We start from the raw sequence: 20,191 nt of genomic DNA on the forward strand, positions 1-20,191 counted from the left end.
TCACTTACCATGTTTTGATTCTTTAACAATCAATGAACAAACGATGCCAGCTGTGCAGAGGAGTATGCCACCAATGAGTACTGCAGTCAGCCGGTCATTATGAAGAAAATTCTCCATGATCTTTCCAAAGAATAACGAAGCAATTATTTCAGGAAGCACAATAAAGAAATTGAAGATGCCCATATAAATACCCATTTTTTCGGCGGGCAGGCTTCCGGAAAGCATTGAATAGGGCATTGATAGTATAGATGCCCAGGCAATACCAACCATACTCATGGACATATAAAGCATCCAGGGTTCATGAATAAAATTTACTGAAATTAAACCCAGCCCACCAATGATTAGGCAAACTGTGTGTGTCATTTTCATTCCTATCTTACCAACCCAAAAAGGAATTGTGAATGAAAAAGCAAAAGTGACAAGATTCAAAATGGCAGAAGTAGCATTTGCATGCTCAAGTCCCTTAGTATAAACTTCACTGTTTGTTTTCGCATCACCACCAAATATATCGGCAGCTACACCAGTACTGTAATAAAACCACATGAGGAATAAACCTGGCCATGTTAAAAACTGAACAACAGCCAGTCTTTTCATTTGATCTGGCATATTACCAATTGCTGATATTATTTCTTTTGCAATACCCTCGCCTTTATGTTCCTTTTTTAAATTCTCCTTCCAGTTCGGATCTGAAGGTGGATACTCTTTACTCTTGAACACAGTAAGTAAAACTGCTCCGAGAAAAACAAAAGCTCCGATATAAAAAGACCACATAATATTTTGCGGAATGCCCCCCGCTCCTTTCTCTCTTGAAACACCAAACCAATTAACCAATAACCCTGGCAAAAAACCCGCAATAAAAGATGCAGCGCCAATAAACATGCTCTGCATCGAATAACCGAAAGAACGTTGCTTATCATTCAGGTTGTCTGCAACAAATGCCCTGAAGGGTTCCATGCTTATATTAATACAAGAATCTAAAATCCATAATGTACCTGCGGCCATCCAAACTGCAGAAGAGTTTGGCATAATAAATAATGCCAGTGAACTTAATATAGCACCAACAAGGAAATAAGGTCTTCTTCTCCCCCATCTCGGATGCCATGTTCTGTCGCTAAAATATCCGATGATAGGTTGAACAAGTAAGCCAGTCATTGGGGCTGCTAACCATAAGCCCGGTATTTCTTCAGGAGTAGCACCGAGGAATTCATAAATAGCACTCATGTTTCCCATTTGCAAACTCCAGCCGAACTGAATTCCGAAAAATCCGAAACACATATTCCAGATTTGCCAGAAAGATAAACGTGGCTTTATACCGGTGTAGACTGTAGACATATGCAAGCATTATTTAATGGATGGAAGATAAGGAGATTAAGTGCAGATTGCTTATGCTGTAGAACTTTCTAAAAAAAATCCCGCCGGTGGCGGGATAGAAATCGTTTGCGGTTGAAAATTAAATTACAAACCCATCGGGTATCACTGATCCTTTCTTTATGACGACAATACCGTCTTTCACTGTATAGAGTATGTGATCCTGGTTTTGCAAATGATTACCGCCATTAATACGTACATCACTTCCTATTCGTACGTTTTTATCAATGATCGCATTGCGGATATAACATCTTTCACCAATACCCAATTCTGGCAATCCTTTCGCTTTTGCTTCAGCAATTTCATTTAATGTTTCATACTGGTCATTACCCATCATATAAGTACTTACCAGTGTAGTGCCGTGGCCAATTCGTGAACGAATGCCAACAACACTATGCTCCACACGGGATGCATTTATAATGGAACCTTCAGCTATCATTGTTTTCTCCAGCGTAGTGCCGCTGATCTTTGCGGGTGGCAGCATGCGGGCCCTTGTGTAAATAGTACGTTCATCATCAAATAAATTAAATGCCGGTATATCTTCTGTAAGATCAAGATTGGCCTCAAAAAATGAATAGATATTTCCAATATCAGTCCAGTAACCTGTGTATTGGTAGCTTGCTACTTTCAGTTTATTAATAGACTGAGGGATGATCTCTTTTCCAAAATCTGTTGCGTCAGCATAATCAGTTTGCAACAGATCAAATAACAATTGGCGGTTAAAAATATAGATACCCATCGAAGCAAGATAATTCCGGCCAGCCGCTTTCATCTGGGCATTCGTTTCACTTACCCATTCAGGCAATAACTCTTTTTTGGGTTTTTCAATAAATGCAGTAACAAGTCCTTCCTGTGATTTTAAAATACCAAACTCAGGGGCTTCTCTGTCACCAACCGGAATTGTTGCAATAGAAATATCAGCGCCAAGTTGTTTATGATTTTCCAGCATCTCTGCAAAATCCATTTGATATAACTGGTCACCTGATAAGATCAAAACATAATCGCTTTCAAAAGGGCCAATATGACGAAGTCCCTGTCTTACCGCATCTGCAGTACCTTGAAACCAGGTTGGGTTATCGGGAGTTTGCTCAGCAGCAAGGATATCGACGAAAGCTTTACTGAAAGCACTAAAGTGATAAGTATTCTTAATATGTCTGTTAAGCGATGCAGAGTTGAATTGCGTTAACACAAACATTCTTCCTATCCCATTGTTCAGGCAATTTGAAATTGGAATGTCAACGAGACGGTATTTACCCGCAATTGGAACAGCGGGTTTGCTTCTGCTTGAAGTAAGCGGGTATAATCTTGAACCCGCACCGCCACCGAGGATCACGGATAATACTTCATTTGTAGTTATAGTTCTGGTAGCCATAATTGAATTTATTTAAGCGACTCATATAAAGATATATATTGTCCGGCAGAATTTTCCCATGAGTGATCAATACGCATCATATATTCTCTTATCTCGTCAAATTGTTCTTTCTTATTATTATAAAGATCGATGGCCCGGCCAACAGAGTATGATATATCCCATGCGGATGCCCGGTCGAAACGAATACCGAAACCATCTTTTTCGCCAAAGTCTTTTACTGTATCCTTCAATCCACCTGTGCTGCGAACTATTGGAACAGTACCATAACGTAATGCATACATCTGGTTTAGTCCACAAGGTTCAACACGGCTTGGCATTAAAAGAAAATCGGCACCAGCATATATTAAATGACTAAGCGATTCACTATACCCGATATAAACATTTACATATCCTTTCAATGAATATTTCAATGCATCCAATTGTGCTTCTACAGCCGGATCACCGGAACCTAATATCAGGAAATTGCATTGCCCCTGGTGATGATAAATAGATGAACTGATAGCTTCAGGTAAAATATCGGCAGCCTTCTCTCCTACTAAGCGTCCAATGAAAGTAAATAATGGTTTTGCCGGATCTAGTTCAAATTCCTTACAAAGCTTTTTCTTATTTTTTTTCTTTCCCTTCTCAATATTTTCTGCTGTAAAGTTTTTTTCAATGAATTCATCTGTTTCCGGGTCCCATACTTCATTATCGATACCATTCAGTATCCCGGTACATTTCCCTTTTTCATATTCAAACAGATATTCAAGGCCATTGGAGTTGTAGCGCAGTTCATCCATATAGCTGTAGCTAACCGTACTTACCTTCCATGCACATTTAACTGCTGAAGCCAATGGGTTAATTGATTTCTTCCATTCAAGCATTCCGGATTTCCAGCTATCATAAGCAGGTATCAGGTTTGATTTACCCCAATCTATCCATCCCTGGTATTGTGCATTGTGAATTGTAAGAACAGTAGGAATGAATTCTAAGTTTTTAAACGCATAACAATATTTAACCATAAACGGAATAAGCCCTGCATGATAGTCGTGCACATGAATTATATCAGGTCGGTGGCTCCATTTACTCACCCAATCGCAAAAAGCGATCTGGAAAGCAACGAATCGTTCGGTGTCATCATCGTATCCATAAATTTTTTCACGGTCAAGCAATCCATTTATATCGATCAGGAATAGATCGAAACCGAGTTTGTTTGTTTTTTCTTTTATAACACTGTAATGAAAAAAACGTCCAGCCAGGTATTGCCCGCCTTCATGTACGAGTTCCCATTCATTTTGCAATAAATATTTTGTCCGGTACATGGGCATTACCACTTTGGCAAAATGCCCGATCTTGGTTTGATATTTAGGCAAGGCACCCACTACATCACCTAATCCGCCGGCCTTCGCCATAGGATAACATTCTGCAGAGACGTGTATGATTTCCATATAATACTTTATTAGATCCCGGTCTTATACCCTCTTAGAGAATAATAGAGAATATAAATATAACAGGGTATCATTAGCCAATATCCCATTTGTTTTGAACCAAGCATTTTTGACAATTCACCATATAATGGCGGGAGAATAGCACCACCTACAATTCCCATGATAAGTAAAGCAGCTCCAATTTTTGTAAATCTGCCCAGGCCATCAATTGCCAGTGGCCAGATAGCCGGCCACATTACTGCATTTGAAAAACCCAGCAAAGCAAAACAGGCAACAGCGGTCATCCCTGTTGTGAAAATTGCTAATAAAACAAGAAACATACTCAGGATGGTGCTTGCCACCAATGCTTTCCTTTGTGAAATATATTTTGGAATACAAATAATGCCAGTAACATAACCCAATAATAATCCGTACCCGGTGAACGATGCAAACGTTGAGGATTTTTCCAGTGGGAAGCCAAGAAATTCACCAAATCCTGCAAATGTATCATAACTGATCACTTCAACTCCTACATAAAAGAAAATAGCAACTGCTCCCAACACGAGATGCGGGAACTGGAATACACTGGTTTTATCCTTGCGATGAAATGTATCAGCTTCCTCTTCCTCATTTATTTCAGGCAGGTGAAGAAAATAAATTACTACTGCAAGTATTGCTAAAACAATTGCAATAGTTATATAAGGATTCACTACCCTTGATGCCAGCAGATCCAGCTCAGCATTTTTATCACCGGCTGATAAAGTAAGCAATTTTGCTTTCAAGGCATCTACATCTTTTAAAACGATGCCACCTAAAATAAATACGGCAAGTATACCCGCTACTTTATTACAAATACCCATAATGCTGATACGTTGTGCAGCACTTTCCATCGGGCCCAAAACAGTAACATAAGGATTGGAAGCTGTTTGCAGTAATGCAAGACCAGTTCCTATTATAAATAAACCAATTAAAAATAAAGAATAGCTACGTGAACTTGCAGCTGGAATAAAAATTAATGCACCTGCTGCCATCACAAACAATCCTAATGACATACCTTTTTTGAAACCGGTCTTTTTAAGGATCAAAGAAGATGGAATAGCCATAACAAAATAAGCAGCAAAAAAAGCAGTAGCTACCAGGAAAGATTGTGTATCTGTCAGTTCACAGGCAATTTTTAAATACGGAATTAACTGGCTGTTGGCCCAGGTAACAAAACCGAAAATAAAAAAAAGTGCCCCGATTATGATCAAAGGAAAAATAAAACTGTTTCGCCGGTTGATGACTGCTGTTTGTGTATTCATAATAATGCAAAGTTTGCCCGAACTTAACGAAGAATCGGTAATTTGTAATAAACTATTTTTTGTATCCCTTCAATAATGTTTCTTTAGTTTCCTGTACCTTCAGACCAGTTTAATTCTTACTATGGAGCAACTCGTGATCGGCATTGATATCGGCGGTACCAGCACCAAATTCGGGATAGTGGATGTTGATGGTAATGTTTTATTCTCCGGCAATATGTCCACAAAAAAACATGCGACAGTTGAAACTTTTATAGATGAGCTCTACGAAGAATTGTCGGTACTGATAAAAAGAGCAGGCGGATCTTCAAGAATAAAAGGGATCGGTATTGGTGCACCTAACGGAAATTTTTACACCGGGAATATTGAATATGCAGCGAATCTTGTATGGCAGGGGATCGTGCCATTGTCAAAACTGGTGCAGGCAAAATTTAAATTACCTGTTGTAGTAACTAATGATGCGAATGCTGCAGCTATTGGCGAAATGACCTATGGCGCTGCGAAAGGAATGAAGGATTTTATAATGATAACACTCGGTACCGGTGTGGGCAGTGGTATCGTTGCAAACGGCCAGTTGATATACGGTCATGATGGTTTTGCCGGCGAGTTGGGTCATACTATAATTATCCCTGATGGAAGATTACATGCAGGCACAGGGAAAAAAGGATCATTGGAAAGTTATGCGTCTGCAACAGGTGTAATGCTAACAGCTATTGAATTGCTGGTTAAAAGCAAAGAGCCAAGTTTATTGAGAGATGTACCGAAGGATAAACTCGATTCCAAAGCAGTACATGATGCGGCCCTTCAGGGTGATAAAATAGCGTTAGAGATCTTTGAATTCACCGGGAAAATTTTAGGGCTTGCATTGGCCAATGCAGTAATGTTCAGCAGCCCGGAAGCAATAATTCTTTTTGGTGGTCTTACCAAATCAGGCGAATATATTTTAAAGCCTACAAGAAAATATATGGAAGAAAACCTGATAAAAATTTTCCAGGGTAAAGTAAAAATATTAGTGAGCCATTTAAGAGAATCCGATGCTGCTATATTAGGAGCAAGTGCATTGGCCTGGGAATGATCAATTTTATTTTCTCAATCACATCCCTTCAAAAAAAGGAACAGCCACCCGCATATAACGTGATGGCTGTTTTACCCTAAATGTATAGCCCTAATTCTTAAGAGTTAAAACCGGTGAAAGGCGATAAGTGCCATTACCTTCAAGAACTACAGAAAGATTTGCATCAAAGTCAACGATCAATGAATCCAAAGTTCCGTTGAGTTCTTTATCTACTTTGATCATCAATTTTGTTTGTGTTCCATTATCCATTACTAATGGAAATGTTTGCCCGGCTACTTTAATTGAATTATTTGTACCCAGGTAGAGACGAATTTCCTTTACAAAATTGGATGGTAAAATTCCTGTTGCAAGCAAAGTATCAACACCATTTTGCAAACCGAGCAGGTTATATATTCCGGCATTGGTACTTAAAGAAACCCAGGCTGAAGTATCATTCCTTAATTTTACTTTTACTTCCTGTATATCTACATTCACTTCTTCAAATGCCGCCGGCGCATCGGTCATATGAACATCTAACTTATAACTTCCTTTTTCTTTATTACATGCTAAAAATACGAGTGTAGATAAAATTGCGATTACTGCTGTAGCCAGCGTTATTCTTTTCATAGTTGACGTTTTGTTTTATTGCAGTTGTATTCAGAAATACCATGCCAAACTGGATGTGAAATTTCCTTAACAACTTCAGGATACTGTCATATTTATGAAAAGTTGAAGCTGATCATTTTATTTTAATAGTAAAAACTGCAGGAACTGGTCTTTGTACTCCTTCAGAAGAAGGTTTGATAGTTGTTTTACCATTCACAAGCATGCAACTACTACCACCACCATCAAGATTCAATGCTTCCCAACAACCAAGATCTTTTAATATTTGTGCCTCTTGGTTTAATGTTGCCCCTTCTGCTATCATAGGAAATCTACCTTGTACAACGAGTATTATAAGTTTATTATCCTTTGTATATCCCATTGCTGTTCGTGGATGTTTATCATTGATGGCTTTACCTGCAAATTTTATTTCTTCATTGTTAGTTATTTTTATTTCACCTTCTTGCAATAATACCGGGCCTCCCCCTATAGCCGATTGCATTTTCCATTTGAGAAACCCCTTTGGGGCATGCAAACTTATTTTTTCATGCAAGTGACCGTCATACTTAGCCCTGTAAGTCTTTACGAATTTTGAATTGATTGTTGTCGCTGAGTCCTTGTATGCCTCGACCGGATGTTGGCTTGCAAGTGGACGTTTTGCAAAAGAGTCAGAGTATACCCATGCAATATCAGCATTGCCTTTTTTGTCAATACCGATTGCACTACCAAACGGATGACGATATGTAAATGTGTCTTTTCCTCTACCGTTTATTGTATGAATGTTATAACCGACTAGTCTTGAATCATCAATTACCACATTCAGGTTTTGGTTTGTTTCAAATGAAAAGAAAGTACAGTTAACAACAAGCAACGGCTGCTTATTCTTTTCATAGAATTGCGAAGGAGTTAATCTTCTTTTATAAGTTGTATCAGCATCAAACAAAAGATGTTTGTCTTTCAGGTCAGCAATAACATAATAAGCAATATTGGGTTTGCCATCAAACATAGAATCAGTTGTTTTAAACACATGAACTGATCCTGGCAAAGGCTGGTAGAGTGAATCAACATTCTGCCATTTGAGTTGTGCAAAAACCTGAACTGAAAATGAAAATAGCATTGCAACTAAAAAGAATATTTTCATGGGTGGTATTACTGTTTTGATAGCGAAATTATATCTTTTACCTCCAGCACTTTTTTCTCATATCCTTTAGTCACAGCATTGATCATTGCCATACCAATTTGTTTCAATGAGACAATTGAGTCGGAACTAAAAAATTTAATGACAGGTAATAGCCAACCCATATATGTGTAAAGCTTCAATGTATTTTTCAATCCCTTTGTGGGTTGAATTATACCGGGTCGAAAATTATAGGCCTGTTTAAAACCAAGCTTTAGCAAATCATTTTCTGTTTTGCCTTTTACTCTTGCCCACATCATTCTTCCTTTTTCAGTACTGTCGGTACTGGCACCAGAAATATAACAGAAACTTATTCCGGGGTTTTGTTTCAAAACAGTTTCGGCAAAATTCATCGTCAGCGTATAAGTCATCCGGTAATACTCGGGTTCCTTCATTCCAACGGATGAAACACCGAGACAAAAGAAACAGGCATTATATCCTGCTAACTGATTTTCTACCGGCGAAAGATGGAAAAAATCCGCATGAACAATTTCTTTCAACTTGGGATGCGATACGCCGCAGGATCTCCGGTTGATAACTAAAACCGATTCCACTGCATCATTCTGCAAGCATTCATGCATTACCCCCTCACCTACCATACCTGTGGCACCGGTTAGAATTACCTTGAGTTTTAATTGCTGACCATTCATAAGGATTAAAGTTACAGGAATAGTTTATTCGGCGACACCTGTTCTGCTCAATATTAGTGTCTCAATTTGAGATCAGGTTGTTGTGAATTCTTTTTGAACCACATAGACACATAGAACTCCTATGTGAAAACCTATGTAACTATGTTCCTATGTGGTTCAATTGTTTTTCAAACTGAGACACTACTGCTTAATAATATGATCAACCGAATTTTGTTTTAATAAACAAACGTATTGCTGTCAATCCGGTAACGATAATAGTAGTATAAAAAAATCCTGTTGTTATGTTACTATCGGGCCGATAAATAAGTAACATTGTTGAGCAGACCAATAACAATCCCATAATAAATACAAAAGCAAGCCGGTTGGTACCCTGGCGCAAAGCTTTATTCGTAAAACTATCCTCCCTGAAATTGATCTCGTGGCGGAGTACACCTTTACGCAGGTTGCTTACTATTTCTTTAATGTCTTTTGGAAGCGTATCGACGAGGTAAAGATAATCTTCAGCAGAGTTGACGATCTTTCCCCATATATTTTCCCAACTAAATTTTTCAACTATTCTTTCTCTTGCATAAGGTTTAATAAATTCTATCACCGAAATATCAGCATCAAGGTCTTCTGCAAATTTTTGAATAGTACCGATCGCTTTTATAAGCATATAAAGACTTGAAGGCACTTTTAATCCATGCCGTAAAATGATACGGAAGGATTCCGTCATAATATTAGAAACATTCATTTTCCCGTATGATATATAACTGTATTTCTGTACCAGTTCATTAATATCAAATTCCAGCTCTTCCATGTTTTTATAATACCCTATTTCCATCAGGCCCAGCAATGCTTTAGCAATTTTATGTTCATTATTTTCCGAAAAGCCAAGCAGGAAGCTGATGAGTGCATCGATCTGTTTAGGCTTAAGACCTGACGTCATCCCATGATCAAGTAGGATCAATTGATTGTTTTTACCAATAAACATATTTCCCGCATGCGGATCAGCATGAAAAAAACCATACTTCAGGATCATTTTAATAATGACATGTGTTCCGTTCTCTGCAATTTTTTTAGTATCATATCCATTCTCTTTCATTCCTTTTATATCACCGGGTCTTAATCCTTCCACCCATTCCATTACCAATACTTTTTGTGTAGTAAACTTGTTATATACTTCGGGGATATGAACGGAAAAATCGTCTTTAAACATTTCTGAAAAACGCATCATGTTTGATGCTTCGTTAGCGAAATCAAGTTCCTTCATCATGATAGCGCCGAAATCTTCTACAAAACTCACAAGATTAAAATTGGCCAGCTCCGGGTAAGATTTTACAGCTTGTTGTGCCAATAGTTTCATCAGTACCAAGTCAAGCCTGATCTTTTGTTTGATATGCGGACGCTGTACCTTGACTGCCACAACCCGTCCATCTTTTAATACAGCTTTATAAACCTGCGCAATGGAAGCAGATGCTACTGGATCAGGGTCTATCTGTTCAAATATTTCATTAATATGATCGCCTAGTTCTTCTTCGATAATAAGATATGCAAGATCATTATCAAAAGGCTTAGCTGAGGTTTGCAATTTTTTTAATTCAACTCTTAATTGTTCAGAAACAAGGTCAGGTCTGTCAGCAACGATCTGCCCGAACTTGATGAATGTAGGGCCGAGATCCTCAACCACCAGGCGGATACGTTCGGAACGGGTCATCAGTTTTTTCCGCTTCGGATCAACAAACCGGCGGATAGGCCGACGGGTAAAAAACCATTGGGTGAAACTATGCCGGATGATAATAAAAAGAATATTGAGGAAGCGGAAAAAATTCCTGAAGAACCGATTGAGGCGGAAAATCCACATACTGATTAATTTAATAGCGCTGATTACACAGGCACCGGGTTTAGCTGCTCAATAACAAAGGAGCCCTGAACATGGCTCCTTTATTGAAAAAAATGATTACTGTAGAGTTATGCAGGATATTCCTTCATTTCCATTTCTTCCCTCACCTCTTCCTTCGCAGGTCTTGAAGATTCTATGATCTGTAAAACCTTTTTACGAACATCTTCACTCAGTCCTGCAATATTTTGCTTAAAGATCTCTTTAAGCTCTCTCAAATCCTCTGCTTTAATGTTTTTCAGGTTAGTGATATCCTTCCACTTATCCTTCAGTTTACCAAACGAATCACCCAATTTCTTTTGGGTTTCAGTGCCTTTTTCCGGCGCCATGATCATACCCAACGCAATACCTGCAGCCGTTGCGGCCAATAGAGTTTTTGTTCCCATGATTATTTTGTTTTATTGAATAAAGTTAGATTTTCAAGAACCTTGCCAAAGATGACAAGCCCGTCATTTACAACCAGCCTGTGAGAAAAATGACCGATACATAATTCTGGCATTAATTTTTGGGTATCCTTATGAATCAAAAGTTTTTTAAAATGAAAAACAATATAACCGGCCGTGTAGAGCTTGAAATAAATGCTCCTGTAGAAAAAGTATGGGAAGCACTGACAAAGCCAGAAATAATAAAGCAATATTTTTTTGGCACTAATACATTTACAGACTGGAAAATGGGAAGCCCGATCATTTTCAGAGGTGAGTGGGAAGGAAAAACCTATGAAGACAAAGGCACTATACTGGAGGTAGATAAATATAAAATGATCAAATACGATTACTGGAGTTCAATGTCGGGTATTGAAGATAAGCCTGAAAATTATGTCATCATTACTTATCACCTGACGCAGGTTGATAGTAAGACAAAACTTGTAATAACCCAGGAAAATATTCCTGATGAAAAAATGAAAGAACATTCCGAAGAGAACTGGAAAAAAATTATGACTGATATGAAAAGATTAGTGGAAAAGAAATCATTTAGTTTAAGCGCATAATCAACCTGTCGAAACCGGTGCTGATAGCGAACAAAAGATGAGGATTTATTCGTCAGCCAGCATAGCAGCCCAATGTTAGCTGTTGTTTTTAATCCGTCAATTTGTATTTATCTCTATACTCAAACAGTGTTGATTTCATATTGTTAAAAGTGTACTTGTCTTGTTTAAGTTTGTCATACTCCAATTGTGCTTTGTCAAACTGCTCATACTCTCCAAAAATTATCAGTCTGGCAAACTTGACGAGGTTAATATTCTCGTCTTGCAATAATTGTAATACGTCAGATTTGGTTTTGCTTCTTTCAAAATAGGGAACAATAAAGTTGAGAACATTGTCTGTTGTCTCTCTCTTTAATTCTGTGATGTCAGTACTTAAATCTATGTCGAACCACTTGTCAATATTGTATTTCAGCTTTCCGATTCTTTGTCTGATTGCACAATCGGGTTCTGTTGGATAAGAGGGGATTTCGCCATTATGATATGTATAAAAAGTCAGCCAATATTCAGGTATAAAAAGCCCTGTGTTAATTGTAAAAGAGATATGGTCTTTTGAATAAAACGAACTCTTCTGAACATTAATAATTTGTCCAAGGTCTTGAAGTTGTCGATAAAAATTGTTCCCTTTCTTTTTAAAACCCAATGGCTTTAAAATTGTCTGAAAACAATCCTTAATTATTATGTCAAAATTTTGTTCTGTAACGGTCTTCATAAAATAACAGTTAAGGTATGTATTGCCGCAATTTACGAAGCTCTTTTAAATTTTATGATCGTCGGTAAGTTCCTGTGTTAACTTAGTGAAACCTATTACGTTTCCGTTATCATCATGAAGTGCGGTGATAAGAATACTTCCCCAGAATATATTTCCATCTTTTCTAACCCGCCGCCCTATATGACGGGCACGGCCTTCTTTTTTTGCTAATTCAATTAATTGTTCAGGTAGCCCGGACTGCCTGTCTTGCGGCATATAAAAGATCCTGAAGTTCTGCCCAAGGATCTCATCTTCTTTATACCCTTTTATTTTTTCAGCTCCCTTATTCCATGATAAAATAGTTCCGTCAGCATCCATCAAAATGATAGCATAATCCTGTATCTCAGCGATCATTTTTTGGTGCAGCTTCTCAAGTATTTCCTTTTTTTCCATATCTGATTTCATAACGAGGCGCAAAAATAAGTAAACGTTGCTTTTAATATGCTCTTAATATGCTTTTATTAACCTGAAGCAAGTCACTTATAAATCATGTTTCAACTTCTATAAAGATCCATGCTTCCTTTTAAAAGTTTAAATTTTTTCAGCTTTAGTTCTGTCAGGCTGAGCTTGGTTGTCACCCTGAGCTTATCGAAGGGCTGCTCAGCCATTTTCCTTTTTTGCTGACAATATTTTAATGTCGGAATACAAATAAATGCCTGCAACCATTATTGCTCCAAGTCCTGCTGCAATACTCTTAGCTGTCAATGGTTGCAAAACCAAATAAACACCAAATACAATTAGGAAAATGCAAAAAGGATACACAAAAAGTCGGAATATAATTCTCTTTATGCTCCACTCATTGATCTGATTCTCAATTTTGATCTCTGCTGGTTTATTATTCAAAACGTCAGTCAGGTTTTTTATGAATGTGCTAATATTCTTTCTATTCACGCCGAATGAAGTAAACGATGAGAAATTTTTTGGATCGCAGATGCTGTTTACTAAAAGCCGGTCTTTGTCTTTTATAATTATTATTACTTCCCAACTACCTCTGTATGCTTTGAAAAAATTCTCGCTGTTGCTATCTATTCGCAATTCTAAGTCTGTAACAGTTCGTTTAATGGCTTCTTGAAATTCTTCTTCTGTAAAGTTGGCTTTATACTCTTTAAAACGTAGTCGCCTGTATTGAACAATAGCAAAGAAAATAGCAAGGGCTAAAAACGGCCATAAACTATTTATAAGTTCATTTGTTGACCGAACTCCTGTGTAAGAATTCAGGTAAATTTCGATTAAATCTTTAAAAAGCAATACCACAAGGAATAGAAAAAAAATTACAATCCCATAATGATTAAAAGTCTGACCCAAAGTCAGCTTTAATCTTTTAGTGTTCTTCATTGTGGTTATCCACTTTTGTTTCATTTATGCAGTTGTTGGTATTAAAGTTCGGGAATTTTCTTTTATAGTTATCTGTCAGGCTGAGCTTGGTTGTCACCCTGAGCTTGTCGAAGGGTTGCTCAGCTTTTGTACTAACTGTTCATCAGGTATAAAAGATTATTTCCGATCTCCCCACATATTAAATTTATAATAGCCCAAATACTTTAATTCGTTTAAAGCTGTTTTTAATTCTCCTACGTTTGAATAGAAAAAACTGTCGATCTTAATTAATACATTTCCGTCTTTTATTATTCCTACTGTTTCGAAGTTCCGTGTTATAGTTGTGTGTCGCTTATGCGTATCAAAATAACCATCCAATTCAGTAAACGAGTAAGTTCGACCTGTCCTAAAAATTATATTCCTGATGCTTATTATTTTATTGATATGATCAATCGTGATACTTTTTACATAAAAACACATAATAGAAAGGATGAATATTGCCAGGAAAAGAAGAGCCATTATTGATTGCCAAAGATCATATTCGTTCGAAAATTTTATCCTGATCCAATATGCATAGGGGGTATGCCACTCCCAAAGCCAGTAAAGTGCAATTGCTATGAGAAAAGCAACCATGAGCATAAACATCCAAAAGCCCCAAAAACTATATCTCGATTTTATAACCATCTTAGACTACGCCATTGTTTGTATTCAAAATACGGGATTTTCTTTTATAGTTCCCTTTACCAACAACACAAAATATAAAACCTCACAATAACAGAGTTGTTGGTGCAATGTTCTTAAGTTGGGATTTCATTAACTCCGGACACCAGCAACGGCATAAATGACAACTGAGAGAATCAAAAAAACTAAAGTAAAAACAATATATAGTATTGTAAGCTTGGCATGTGAAATACCTGTCTTTCCTATTTTATAATTATTTGCTTGCTGCTGACATACTTTCAAATATTTTTTTGGAGCAAGTACATTAACATAAATCCAAATATAGATTAGGGTGCCAATTCCAAATATTATAAGCATAGCTGTTGACATGGAGTTTATCAATGTTATTTGAAATAAACCCGAAAAAAGCATATGAAAAGAAGCAAGATTAGCTATCAGTAATAGAACCATACATAATGCCGCTGTTTGAGCAGAATTTTCTTTGTCAACCGATAAATAATACCTAACATTCCAATAGTAAAGCTTACAAAAAGTTATTCTGAAAAATTTCTTCATATGTCATACTATTTACGCCGTTGTTAGTATTCAAAATACGGGATTTTCCTTTATAGTTTCTTATACCAACAACACAAAATATAAAACCTCACGATAACAGAGTTGTTGGTGCAATGTTCTTAAGTTGGAATTGCATCTAAAAGCTATGGCACCGACCAAATAGAAGTGATCTTGAATTTGCCATTTATTTTTTCAATCGTTAAAAAACCCTGATGACCCTCAGTTCTTTCAGAAGGTAGAACCATAGGATACCCGAAGAAAAAGGAGCATTTGCCTTTGTCATTTTCGGATGCCTGCAATAACTCAAAGAGTCGTCCTTTACTGACTGTTTCCATAAACCATGCACCAAAAAACTCATCATACTTTCCTTGCAAAAACCTTTTATAAGAAACCATATAAGGCTCCTTGGAATTTGAATTATCTTTTATATTACAAGCACTGCAGGGAAAAGGAAATTGAAAGAACTCCGAAATATTTTTAAGGTCACGCTGATTTACGGCTTTTTTGAAACCTATACAAAACTGTTCCAATTGAATACTGTCTTTTTGTTTTTGGCGGTCACAATTGACTTGCCCGTTTACAAAAATGGAAAGAGAGCTTCCAAAAATTATTAATAAGAGTCGATTCATATTATTTTATACCAGATGAATTTTATCTATTAGGCAACCTGTCAAACAAATATTCCAAACATGACACAACTCCATTATACTGAAATTTATCTTTAAAGCTTTCGGCTAATTCTTTAAACAGAGCTTCAACACGCAGTTTAGATTTCATAAGTTGCCAATTATCCTTCCCATCTACTATAGTCCTGATTCCGATTAAAGAATTAATAATATCTGAAGAAAGGGTTTGCTTTTCAATAATGCCTTTTACAGTTTTTAATTCATTCTCTGTTACATCAATTTGATACAAAAACATTGCACCTTCAAAGATTGAATCTATATTATCGAAAAAATTAAAAACTACAATAGGATATGGCTTATTAGTATCCCCATTGTAATAAATGTATATACATCCCGGAATCGCATTGGGCGGCTTAAATTTTAATTCATCAGGGGTTTTTGTTGAGTCCATTTTCGAGAACATCCAAGCTCTTCGAGCTTTCCGAAGGTTTATCGAGTCCTCCATCCAAGATCTTCGGCTGTTTGCCGAGTCCATCTCAATGGATACACCTATTCCATATCTCTGACTGACAAACTCATCATGAATTTTTGTAGAGTCCTCCTTAGCGGGATTCCTTCTTCCAGTTCTCTGACTATTTGCTGTGTTATACAGAAAAAGTATGATGGATAATATGAAAAGTATTTTCCGCATATTAGTTCATAAAAATCACTAAATGGAAACTGACCTGATTTACGCTAACGAAAAATTAAACCAATTATTTTACATCTTGAATGGATGAAGCCTCTGAGATGTCTCGCTCAAAATCTTTAAATATAAAATAACATTAACCCCGGCTCGACATGACAAGACCCCGGATAATAGTTGATGAACTCCTGACCCGATAGCTATTCGAAGTTCGGGGATTTTCTTTTATAGTTCCCTCTACCAACAACACAAAGTATAAAACCTCACAATAACAGAGTTGTTGGTACAATGTTTTTAAGTTGGAATTTCATTAATTCCCGCAGATCAGATTCTTACCTAAAAAAAGAAATTTGCCTTGTTTATCGAACACGAAGGATATGTAGAGTCTTCGATAACTGGAATTTGGATCAGTCCAAAAATAGTATCGATAAGATACGTAATCGGTTTTGACATCATTCACTTCCTGATTTTGAATCTCATTCGGATTTCCCAGATACTTAAACAAAACTGATTCAGTCAAATCACTAAAGGAACATTCGAGCAATCGGCTTCTAACATCATACCTGTAATTTGTATTTGTTAAGGAGTCATTTTTCCATCCAATTGATACTGAATCTAAGACTGCGAGCCAATTATCTTCGACAGATAATAATTGACATTTTGCATAATTACTCATGCATAAGAATGATAATATTAAAAGTGTCTTATTTAACATCTTAAATTAATTGCGTATGGCATTTTTCAAAACTACTATTCTTTAAAACGAAAAAACAAACCGATTATTTTACATCTTGACTGAATGGAGTCTCTGAGATGTCTCACTTAAAATCTTTAAATCTAAAATAACATTTGCCACGGCTCGACATGACGGACTCTGAAAGTGAGTTACTGGATACTGGATACAAGATATTTGATATTGAGATATTAGGATATTGGATACTGACTCCTGAAACGACTCATAACTCCTATCTCATAACTCCCAACTCCTATCTCATAACTCCCAACTCCTATCTCATAACTCCGAACTCATAACTCCTAACTCCTACCTCCCAACCACTCCTTCCTTCCCAATCCGGCAAACACATGTCTTTCGCTGTGGTAAGATGAACGGACAAGCGGGCCGCTTTCTACATAATCTAATCCGAGGTTGTAACCTATTTCGCGGTATTCAGCAAATTCATCAGGATGTACAAAGCGATGAACAGCTAAATGTTTTTTTGTAGGTTGTAAGTATTGACCGATTGTAATTACATCGCATCCGCTGTCACGCAGATCGGTCATTGTTTGTATCACTTCTTCTTTCTTTTCGCCGAGACCGAGCATAATGCCACTTTTTGTACGCATGCCACCGGCTTTCAATGTTCTTATTACATCCATACTGCGGTGATACCTGGCCTGTATGCGTACCTGTTTGGTAAGGCGTTCTACTGTTTCAATATTATGGCTTACTACTTCCGGCGCAGCATCAATAATGCGTTGTATGTTTTCTTTGTCTCCTTTAAAATCGGGTATCAGCGTTTCGAGTGTAGTTTCGGTATTCAAAGACTTTACTGCTTTAATGGTATTGTACCAGATAATACTGCCACCATCCTTTATTTCATCCCGGTCAACAGATGTGATAACGGCATGTTTTACTTTCATTAAATGAATGGCTTCAGCTACACGTTGAGGTTCATCCCAATCAAGTGGTTCGGGCCGGCCGGTAGCCACTGCACAAAAACCACAACTACGGGTACAGGTATTCCCAAGGATCATAAATGTAGCAGTGCCTGCGCCCCAGCATTCACCCATATTCGGGCAGTTGCCGCTTTCGCAAATGGTATGCAGTTTATAATTGTCAACAAGGCCACGTACATGTTTATACTCTTCACCAATAGGCAGCTTTACACGAAGCCAGTCGGGTTTCTTGGTTCGCTGAACAGGATTATCTGATGTTATCGGAAGTTCGATCATTTTGAGTTGTCAGTTGTGAGTTGTCAGTTGTGAATTGTGAATGGTCAATTGTGAATGTTGCGGATCAGCCTTAATCAACATTTACCGATAACCAGCAACTGGCAACTCACAACTTACACCTGTTAACTGGTAACCAGCAACTGACAACTCACAACCCACAACTGGCAACCAAAAATAATTATCCCCGCAAATTTAAAGGTATTACTTGCGCCTGCCAAACAGCACGGCGATATAGGTTTGGAGGTATAGCTGTTTTTCTTTCTGGAACAGTACAACTTCCATATTCTTAGTGTAGTATTCTGCACTTATACCCACTTCAATGCCTGAAACCACTTCATTGAAACGGCCATAATCGAAACGGAAAGCAAATTTGCCAAATGCACCAGGGGTAACTTTTATTTCGCCCCAGCCCTTACTAAGCCCGCCTCCACCAATGATCACAGCATTGTTGAGAAAAAGAGCACTGTCTTCTTGTGTATAGCGGATATACCTGTTTTGACCTACCATCGGGTCCTGTATTTCGAGATAGTAGGGACGCAGAAAGCCCAATGCAAGACCTGCATTATAGAGCAAAGACACGGCCACCCCATTCTTATTTCCCTTTTGACCAAGTATATACTGCTGGCCAAAACCCAATGTGAGCTGGTAAAAATTATTGACCTTTCCATAGATATAAGGGTTGCCGAAAACAACACCACCGGCAGGAACCTTTTCTTCTTTGTAATGTTTGATCTCAGTAATGTCGATACGGTAAAGGTTTGTTTTTCGATTGGTCTTCATTTTACCTAATTCATAAAAAATACCATACCCATTGCTGCGCAACTGAAGGCCAAATATGTTTTGCTTATTGAAGATCAAAATGCCTTCCTCCGCCTGCTTTTTCAAAGCATTTATTTTTTCGCGGCGTTCATCGTCTTTGTTTTTTCCTTTTCCACTGGGCTCCTGTGCTGAGGCAACAAAACAAACTATAACAACAACTGCAGTGCTTAAGAGTTTCTTCACGTTGTATTTAATTTTGCTAAGAGGTTAAATAAGTTAAAAGAGATAAGGAGATAAAACCGGAAACACAATCATCTTCTATAAAACTCTTTTCCTCCTTTTCTCCTTTATACTCTTAGTATATAACGTAAATTTAGGGCAAAATATTCAAAATGACATCGACAGTAGTTTATAACGGCGAGTTAAGAACCACCTGTACCCATTTAAGAAGCGGAAATAGTTTTGAAACGGATGCCCCTGTGGATAATAATGGCAAAGGCGAACGGTTTTCTCCAACTGATACATTGGCTACCAGCCTTGCGAATTGCATGATAACAACAATGGGTATTAAAGCCCGTACAATGGGTATTGACCTTACAGGTGTGAAAATTGATGTGCTCAAAATTATGAAAGCCGATCCCCGCCGTGTCGGCGGAATTGAATTGACCTTTCATATACCTGATCCACTAAAAGACGTTGATGAAAAAACAAAGACGATCCTAAAAAATACAGGAAATACCTGCCCGGTGGCAATAAGTCTTCATCCGGATATAGAACAAAAAGTGGATTGGGGTGGTTGGAGTTAGAAGACAGATACTGGATACTGGATATTGGATATTGGATATTTCAAAGTTCGAAATTCATTACCTGCCTGCCGGTGGCAGGTTCCTTGTTCGTTATTTTCAAATTGTTTCCATTCCAAAAAAATACAGATGAACCACGAAGGCACGAAGTCACAAAGACTTCACCAAGATAACTTTGTGTTACTTGGAATCTTAGTGTCTTCGTGGTTTAAAATTCAAATTGAGACAATCTTTTTTTAGCCAACTGAATTACTACTATTGAACTGACGTTGCGA

21 protein-coding genes are annotated in these 20,191 nt (G+C 37.5%); 3 read left to right on the plus strand and 18 right to left on the minus strand.

Annotation, left to right across the window (positions count from 1 at the left end):
- The 4 genes from E6H07_15915 to E6H07_15930 all read right to left on the minus strand — a co-directional run bounded on the left by E6H07_15915 (window position 1) and on the right by E6H07_15930 (window position 5,447).
- The gene (locus tag E6H07_15915) at window positions 1–1,332 is read right to left on the minus strand and encodes an SLC45 family MFS transporter (GenBank protein ID TMI62889.1); all 1,332 of its coding nucleotides are present in this window, start codon (window positions 1,330–1,332) and stop codon (window positions 1–3) included.
- A 118-nt stretch (window positions 1,333–1,450) separates the two neighbouring features.
- On the minus strand, window positions 1,451–2,740 hold the full coding sequence (locus tag E6H07_15920) for a glucose-1-phosphate adenylyltransferase (GenBank protein TMI62890.1): 1,290 nt from the start codon (window positions 2,738–2,740) through the stop codon (window positions 1,451–1,453).
- 8 nt (window positions 2,741–2,748) lie between these two features.
- Window positions 2,749–4,167 (minus strand): glycosyltransferase, encoded by a 1,419-nt coding sequence (locus tag E6H07_15925; protein TMI62891.1) that lies wholly within the window; start codon window positions 4,165–4,167, stop codon window positions 2,749–2,751.
- 11 nt (window positions 4,168–4,178) lie between these two features.
- On the minus strand, window positions 4,179–5,447 hold the full coding sequence (locus E6H07_15930) for a sugar MFS transporter (protein ID TMI62892.1): 1,269 nt from the start codon (window positions 5,445–5,447) through the stop codon (window positions 4,179–4,181).
- Window positions 5,448–5,568: 121 nt separating this feature from the next.
- Between E6H07_15930 and E6H07_15935 the strand changes: the two genes are divergently transcribed.
- Complete coding sequence (locus E6H07_15935; GenBank protein ID TMI62893.1) at window positions 5,569–6,519, plus strand: ROK family protein; 951 nt, start codon at window positions 5,569–5,571, stop codon at window positions 6,517–6,519.
- A gap of 90 nt (window positions 6,520–6,609) precedes the next feature.
- Here E6H07_15935 and E6H07_15940 read toward each other — a convergent pair whose 3' ends face one another.
- The 5 genes from E6H07_15940 to E6H07_15960 form a co-directional block, all read right to left on the minus strand.
- Window positions 6,610–7,125, minus strand: coding sequence for a DUF4382 domain-containing protein (locus E6H07_15940; GenBank protein TMI62894.1), 516 nt, complete (start codon window positions 7,123–7,125; stop codon window positions 6,610–6,612).
- Between the two features lie 112 nt (window positions 7,126–7,237).
- Complete coding sequence (locus E6H07_15945) at window positions 7,238–8,242, minus strand: phosphodiester glycosidase family protein (GenBank protein TMI62895.1); 1,005 nt, start codon at window positions 8,240–8,242, stop codon at window positions 7,238–7,240.
- An 8-nt stretch (window positions 8,243–8,250) separates the two neighbouring features.
- Window positions 8,251–8,928: an NAD-dependent epimerase/dehydratase family protein gene (locus E6H07_15950; GenBank protein ID TMI62896.1), complete on the minus strand. Its 678-nt coding sequence runs from the start codon at window positions 8,926–8,928 to the stop codon at window positions 8,251–8,253.
- 199 nt (window positions 8,929–9,127) lie between these two features.
- Window positions 9,128–10,771, minus strand: coding sequence for an AarF/ABC1/UbiB kinase family protein (locus E6H07_15955; protein ID TMI62897.1), 1,644 nt, complete (start codon window positions 10,769–10,771; stop codon window positions 9,128–9,130).
- 107 nt (window positions 10,772–10,878) lie between these two features.
- Window positions 10,879–11,193, minus strand: coding sequence for a YtxH domain-containing protein (locus tag E6H07_15960; protein ID TMI62898.1), 315 nt, complete (start codon window positions 11,191–11,193; stop codon window positions 10,879–10,881).
- A gap of 131 nt (window positions 11,194–11,324) precedes the next feature.
- On the opposite strand from E6H07_15960, the gene E6H07_15965 reads away from it, so the two are divergent.
- Window positions 11,325–11,795: an SRPBCC domain-containing protein gene (locus tag E6H07_15965; protein ID TMI62899.1), complete on the plus strand. Its 471-nt coding sequence runs from the start codon at window positions 11,325–11,327 to the stop codon at window positions 11,793–11,795.
- An 88-nt stretch (window positions 11,796–11,883) separates the two neighbouring features.
- Here the strand turns inward: E6H07_15965 and E6H07_15970 are convergent, their stop codons facing one another.
- The 9 genes from E6H07_15970 to E6H07_16010 all read right to left on the minus strand — a co-directional run bounded on the left by E6H07_15970 (window position 11,884) and on the right by E6H07_16010 (window position 19,356).
- The gene (locus E6H07_15970; GenBank protein ID TMI62900.1) at window positions 11,884–12,501 is read right to left on the minus strand and encodes a DUF4304 domain-containing protein; all 618 of its coding nucleotides are present in this window, start codon (window positions 12,499–12,501) and stop codon (window positions 11,884–11,886) included.
- A 45-nt stretch (window positions 12,502–12,546) separates the two neighbouring features.
- Window positions 12,547–12,945 (minus strand): PAS domain S-box protein, encoded by a 399-nt coding sequence (locus tag E6H07_15975; GenBank protein TMI62901.1) that lies wholly within the window; start codon window positions 12,943–12,945, stop codon window positions 12,547–12,549.
- A 195-nt stretch (window positions 12,946–13,140) separates the two neighbouring features.
- Window positions 13,141–13,875 (minus strand): hypothetical protein, encoded by a 735-nt coding sequence (locus E6H07_15980; protein TMI63090.1) that lies wholly within the window; start codon window positions 13,873–13,875, stop codon window positions 13,141–13,143.
- A 156-nt stretch (window positions 13,876–14,031) separates the two neighbouring features.
- Window positions 14,032–14,487, minus strand: coding sequence for a hypothetical protein (locus E6H07_15985; protein TMI62902.1), 456 nt, complete (start codon window positions 14,485–14,487; stop codon window positions 14,032–14,034).
- 180 nt (window positions 14,488–14,667) lie between these two features.
- Window positions 14,668–15,090 carry a hypothetical protein gene (locus tag E6H07_15990; protein TMI62903.1) on the minus strand — a complete coding sequence of 141 codons (423 nt, stop codon included), beginning with the start codon at window positions 15,088–15,090 and terminating at the stop codon, window positions 14,668–14,670.
- Window positions 15,091–15,233: 143 nt separating this feature from the next.
- Entirely contained in the window at window positions 15,234–15,719 is a 486-nt protein-coding gene (locus tag E6H07_15995; protein TMI62904.1) for a hypothetical protein, read from the minus strand.
- A gap of 22 nt (window positions 15,720–15,741) precedes the next feature.
- Window positions 15,742–16,167, minus strand: coding sequence for a hypothetical protein (locus E6H07_16000; protein ID TMI62905.1), 426 nt, complete (start codon window positions 16,165–16,167; stop codon window positions 15,742–15,744).
- A gap of 1,269 nt (window positions 16,168–17,436) precedes the next feature.
- Complete coding sequence (lipA, locus tag E6H07_16005; protein TMI62906.1) at window positions 17,437–18,354, minus strand: lipoyl synthase; 918 nt, start codon at window positions 18,352–18,354, stop codon at window positions 17,437–17,439.
- Window positions 18,355–18,555: 201 nt separating this feature from the next.
- A complete protein-coding gene (locus E6H07_16010; GenBank protein ID TMI62907.1) occupies window positions 18,556–19,356 on the minus strand; it encodes a hypothetical protein in 801 nt (266 codons plus the stop codon).
- 149 nt (window positions 19,357–19,505) lie between these two features.
- On the opposite strand from E6H07_16010, the gene E6H07_16015 reads away from it, so the two are divergent.
- Window positions 19,506–19,919, plus strand: a complete 414-nt coding sequence (locus E6H07_16015) for an OsmC family protein (GenBank protein ID TMI62908.1) — start codon at window positions 19,506–19,508, stop codon at window positions 19,917–19,919.
- The last annotated feature ends 272 nt before the right edge of the window (window positions 19,920–20,191 follow it).

Source organism: Bacteroidota bacterium (assembly GCA_005882315.1).
In the GTDB taxonomy this organism is placed as follows: Bacteria; Bacteroidota; Bacteroidia; order Chitinophagales; family Chitinophagaceae; genus VBAR01.

What these genes read in the sequence shown, in the direction of transcription:
- E6H07_15915 (TMI62889.1), bottom strand. Translation starts at nt 1,332, where the DNA reads ATGTCTACAGTCTACACCGGTATAAAGCCACGTTTATCTTTCTGGCAA.
- E6H07_15920 (TMI62890.1), bottom strand. Translation starts at nt 2,740, where the DNA reads ATGGCTACCAGAACTATAACTACAAATGAAGTATTATCCGTGATCCTC.
- E6H07_15925 (TMI62891.1), bottom strand. Translation starts at nt 4,167, where the DNA reads ATGGAAATCATACACGTCTCTGCAGAATGTTATCCTATGGCGAAGGCC.
- E6H07_15930 (TMI62892.1), bottom strand. Translation starts at nt 5,447, where the DNA reads ATGAATACACAAACAGCAGTCATCAACCGGCGAAACAGTTTTATTTTT.
- E6H07_15935 (TMI62893.1), top strand. Translation starts at nt 5,569, where the DNA reads ATGGAGCAACTCGTGATCGGCATTGATATCGGCGGTACCAGCACCAAA.
- E6H07_15940 (TMI62894.1), bottom strand. Translation starts at nt 7,125, where the DNA reads ATGAAAAGAATAACGCTGGCTACAGCAGTAATCGCAATTTTATCTACA.
- E6H07_15945 (TMI62895.1), bottom strand. Translation starts at nt 8,242, where the DNA reads ATGAAAATATTCTTTTTAGTTGCAATGCTATTTTCATTTTCAGTTCAG.
- E6H07_15950 (TMI62896.1), bottom strand. Translation starts at nt 8,928, where the DNA reads ATGAATGGTCAGCAATTAAAACTCAAGGTAATTCTAACCGGTGCCACA.
- E6H07_15955 (TMI62897.1), bottom strand. Translation starts at nt 10,771, where the DNA reads ATGTGGATTTTCCGCCTCAATCGGTTCTTCAGGAATTTTTTCCGCTTC.
- E6H07_15960 (TMI62898.1), bottom strand. Translation starts at nt 11,193, where the DNA reads ATGGGAACAAAAACTCTATTGGCCGCAACGGCTGCAGGTATTGCGTTG.
- E6H07_15965 (TMI62899.1), top strand. Translation starts at nt 11,325, where the DNA reads ATGAATCAAAAGTTTTTTAAAATGAAAAACAATATAACCGGCCGTGTA.
- E6H07_15970 (TMI62900.1), bottom strand. Translation starts at nt 12,501, where the DNA reads ATGAAGACCGTTACAGAACAAAATTTTGACATAATAATTAAGGATTGT.
- E6H07_15975 (TMI62901.1), bottom strand. Translation starts at nt 12,945, where the DNA reads ATGAAATCAGATATGGAAAAAAAGGAAATACTTGAGAAGCTGCACCAA.
- E6H07_15980 (TMI63090.1), bottom strand. Translation starts at nt 13,875, where the DNA reads ATGAAGAACACTAAAAGATTAAAGCTGACTTTGGGTCAGACTTTTAAT.
- E6H07_15985 (TMI62902.1), bottom strand. Translation starts at nt 14,487, where the DNA reads ATGGTTGCTTTTCTCATAGCAATTGCACTTTACTGGCTTTGGGAGTGG.
- E6H07_15990 (TMI62903.1), bottom strand. Translation starts at nt 15,090, where the DNA reads ATGAAGAAATTTTTCAGAATAACTTTTTGTAAGCTTTACTATTGGAAT.
- E6H07_15995 (TMI62904.1), bottom strand. Translation starts at nt 15,719, where the DNA reads ATGAATCGACTCTTATTAATAATTTTTGGAAGCTCTCTTTCCATTTTT.
- E6H07_16000 (TMI62905.1), bottom strand. Translation starts at nt 16,167, where the DNA reads ATGGACTCAACAAAAACCCCTGATGAATTAAAATTTAAGCCGCCCAAT.
- lipA (TMI62906.1), bottom strand. Translation starts at nt 18,354, where the DNA reads ATGATCGAACTTCCGATAACATCAGATAATCCTGTTCAGCGAACCAAG.
- E6H07_16015 (TMI62908.1), top strand. Translation starts at nt 19,506, where the DNA reads ATGACATCGACAGTAGTTTATAACGGCGAGTTAAGAACCACCTGTACC.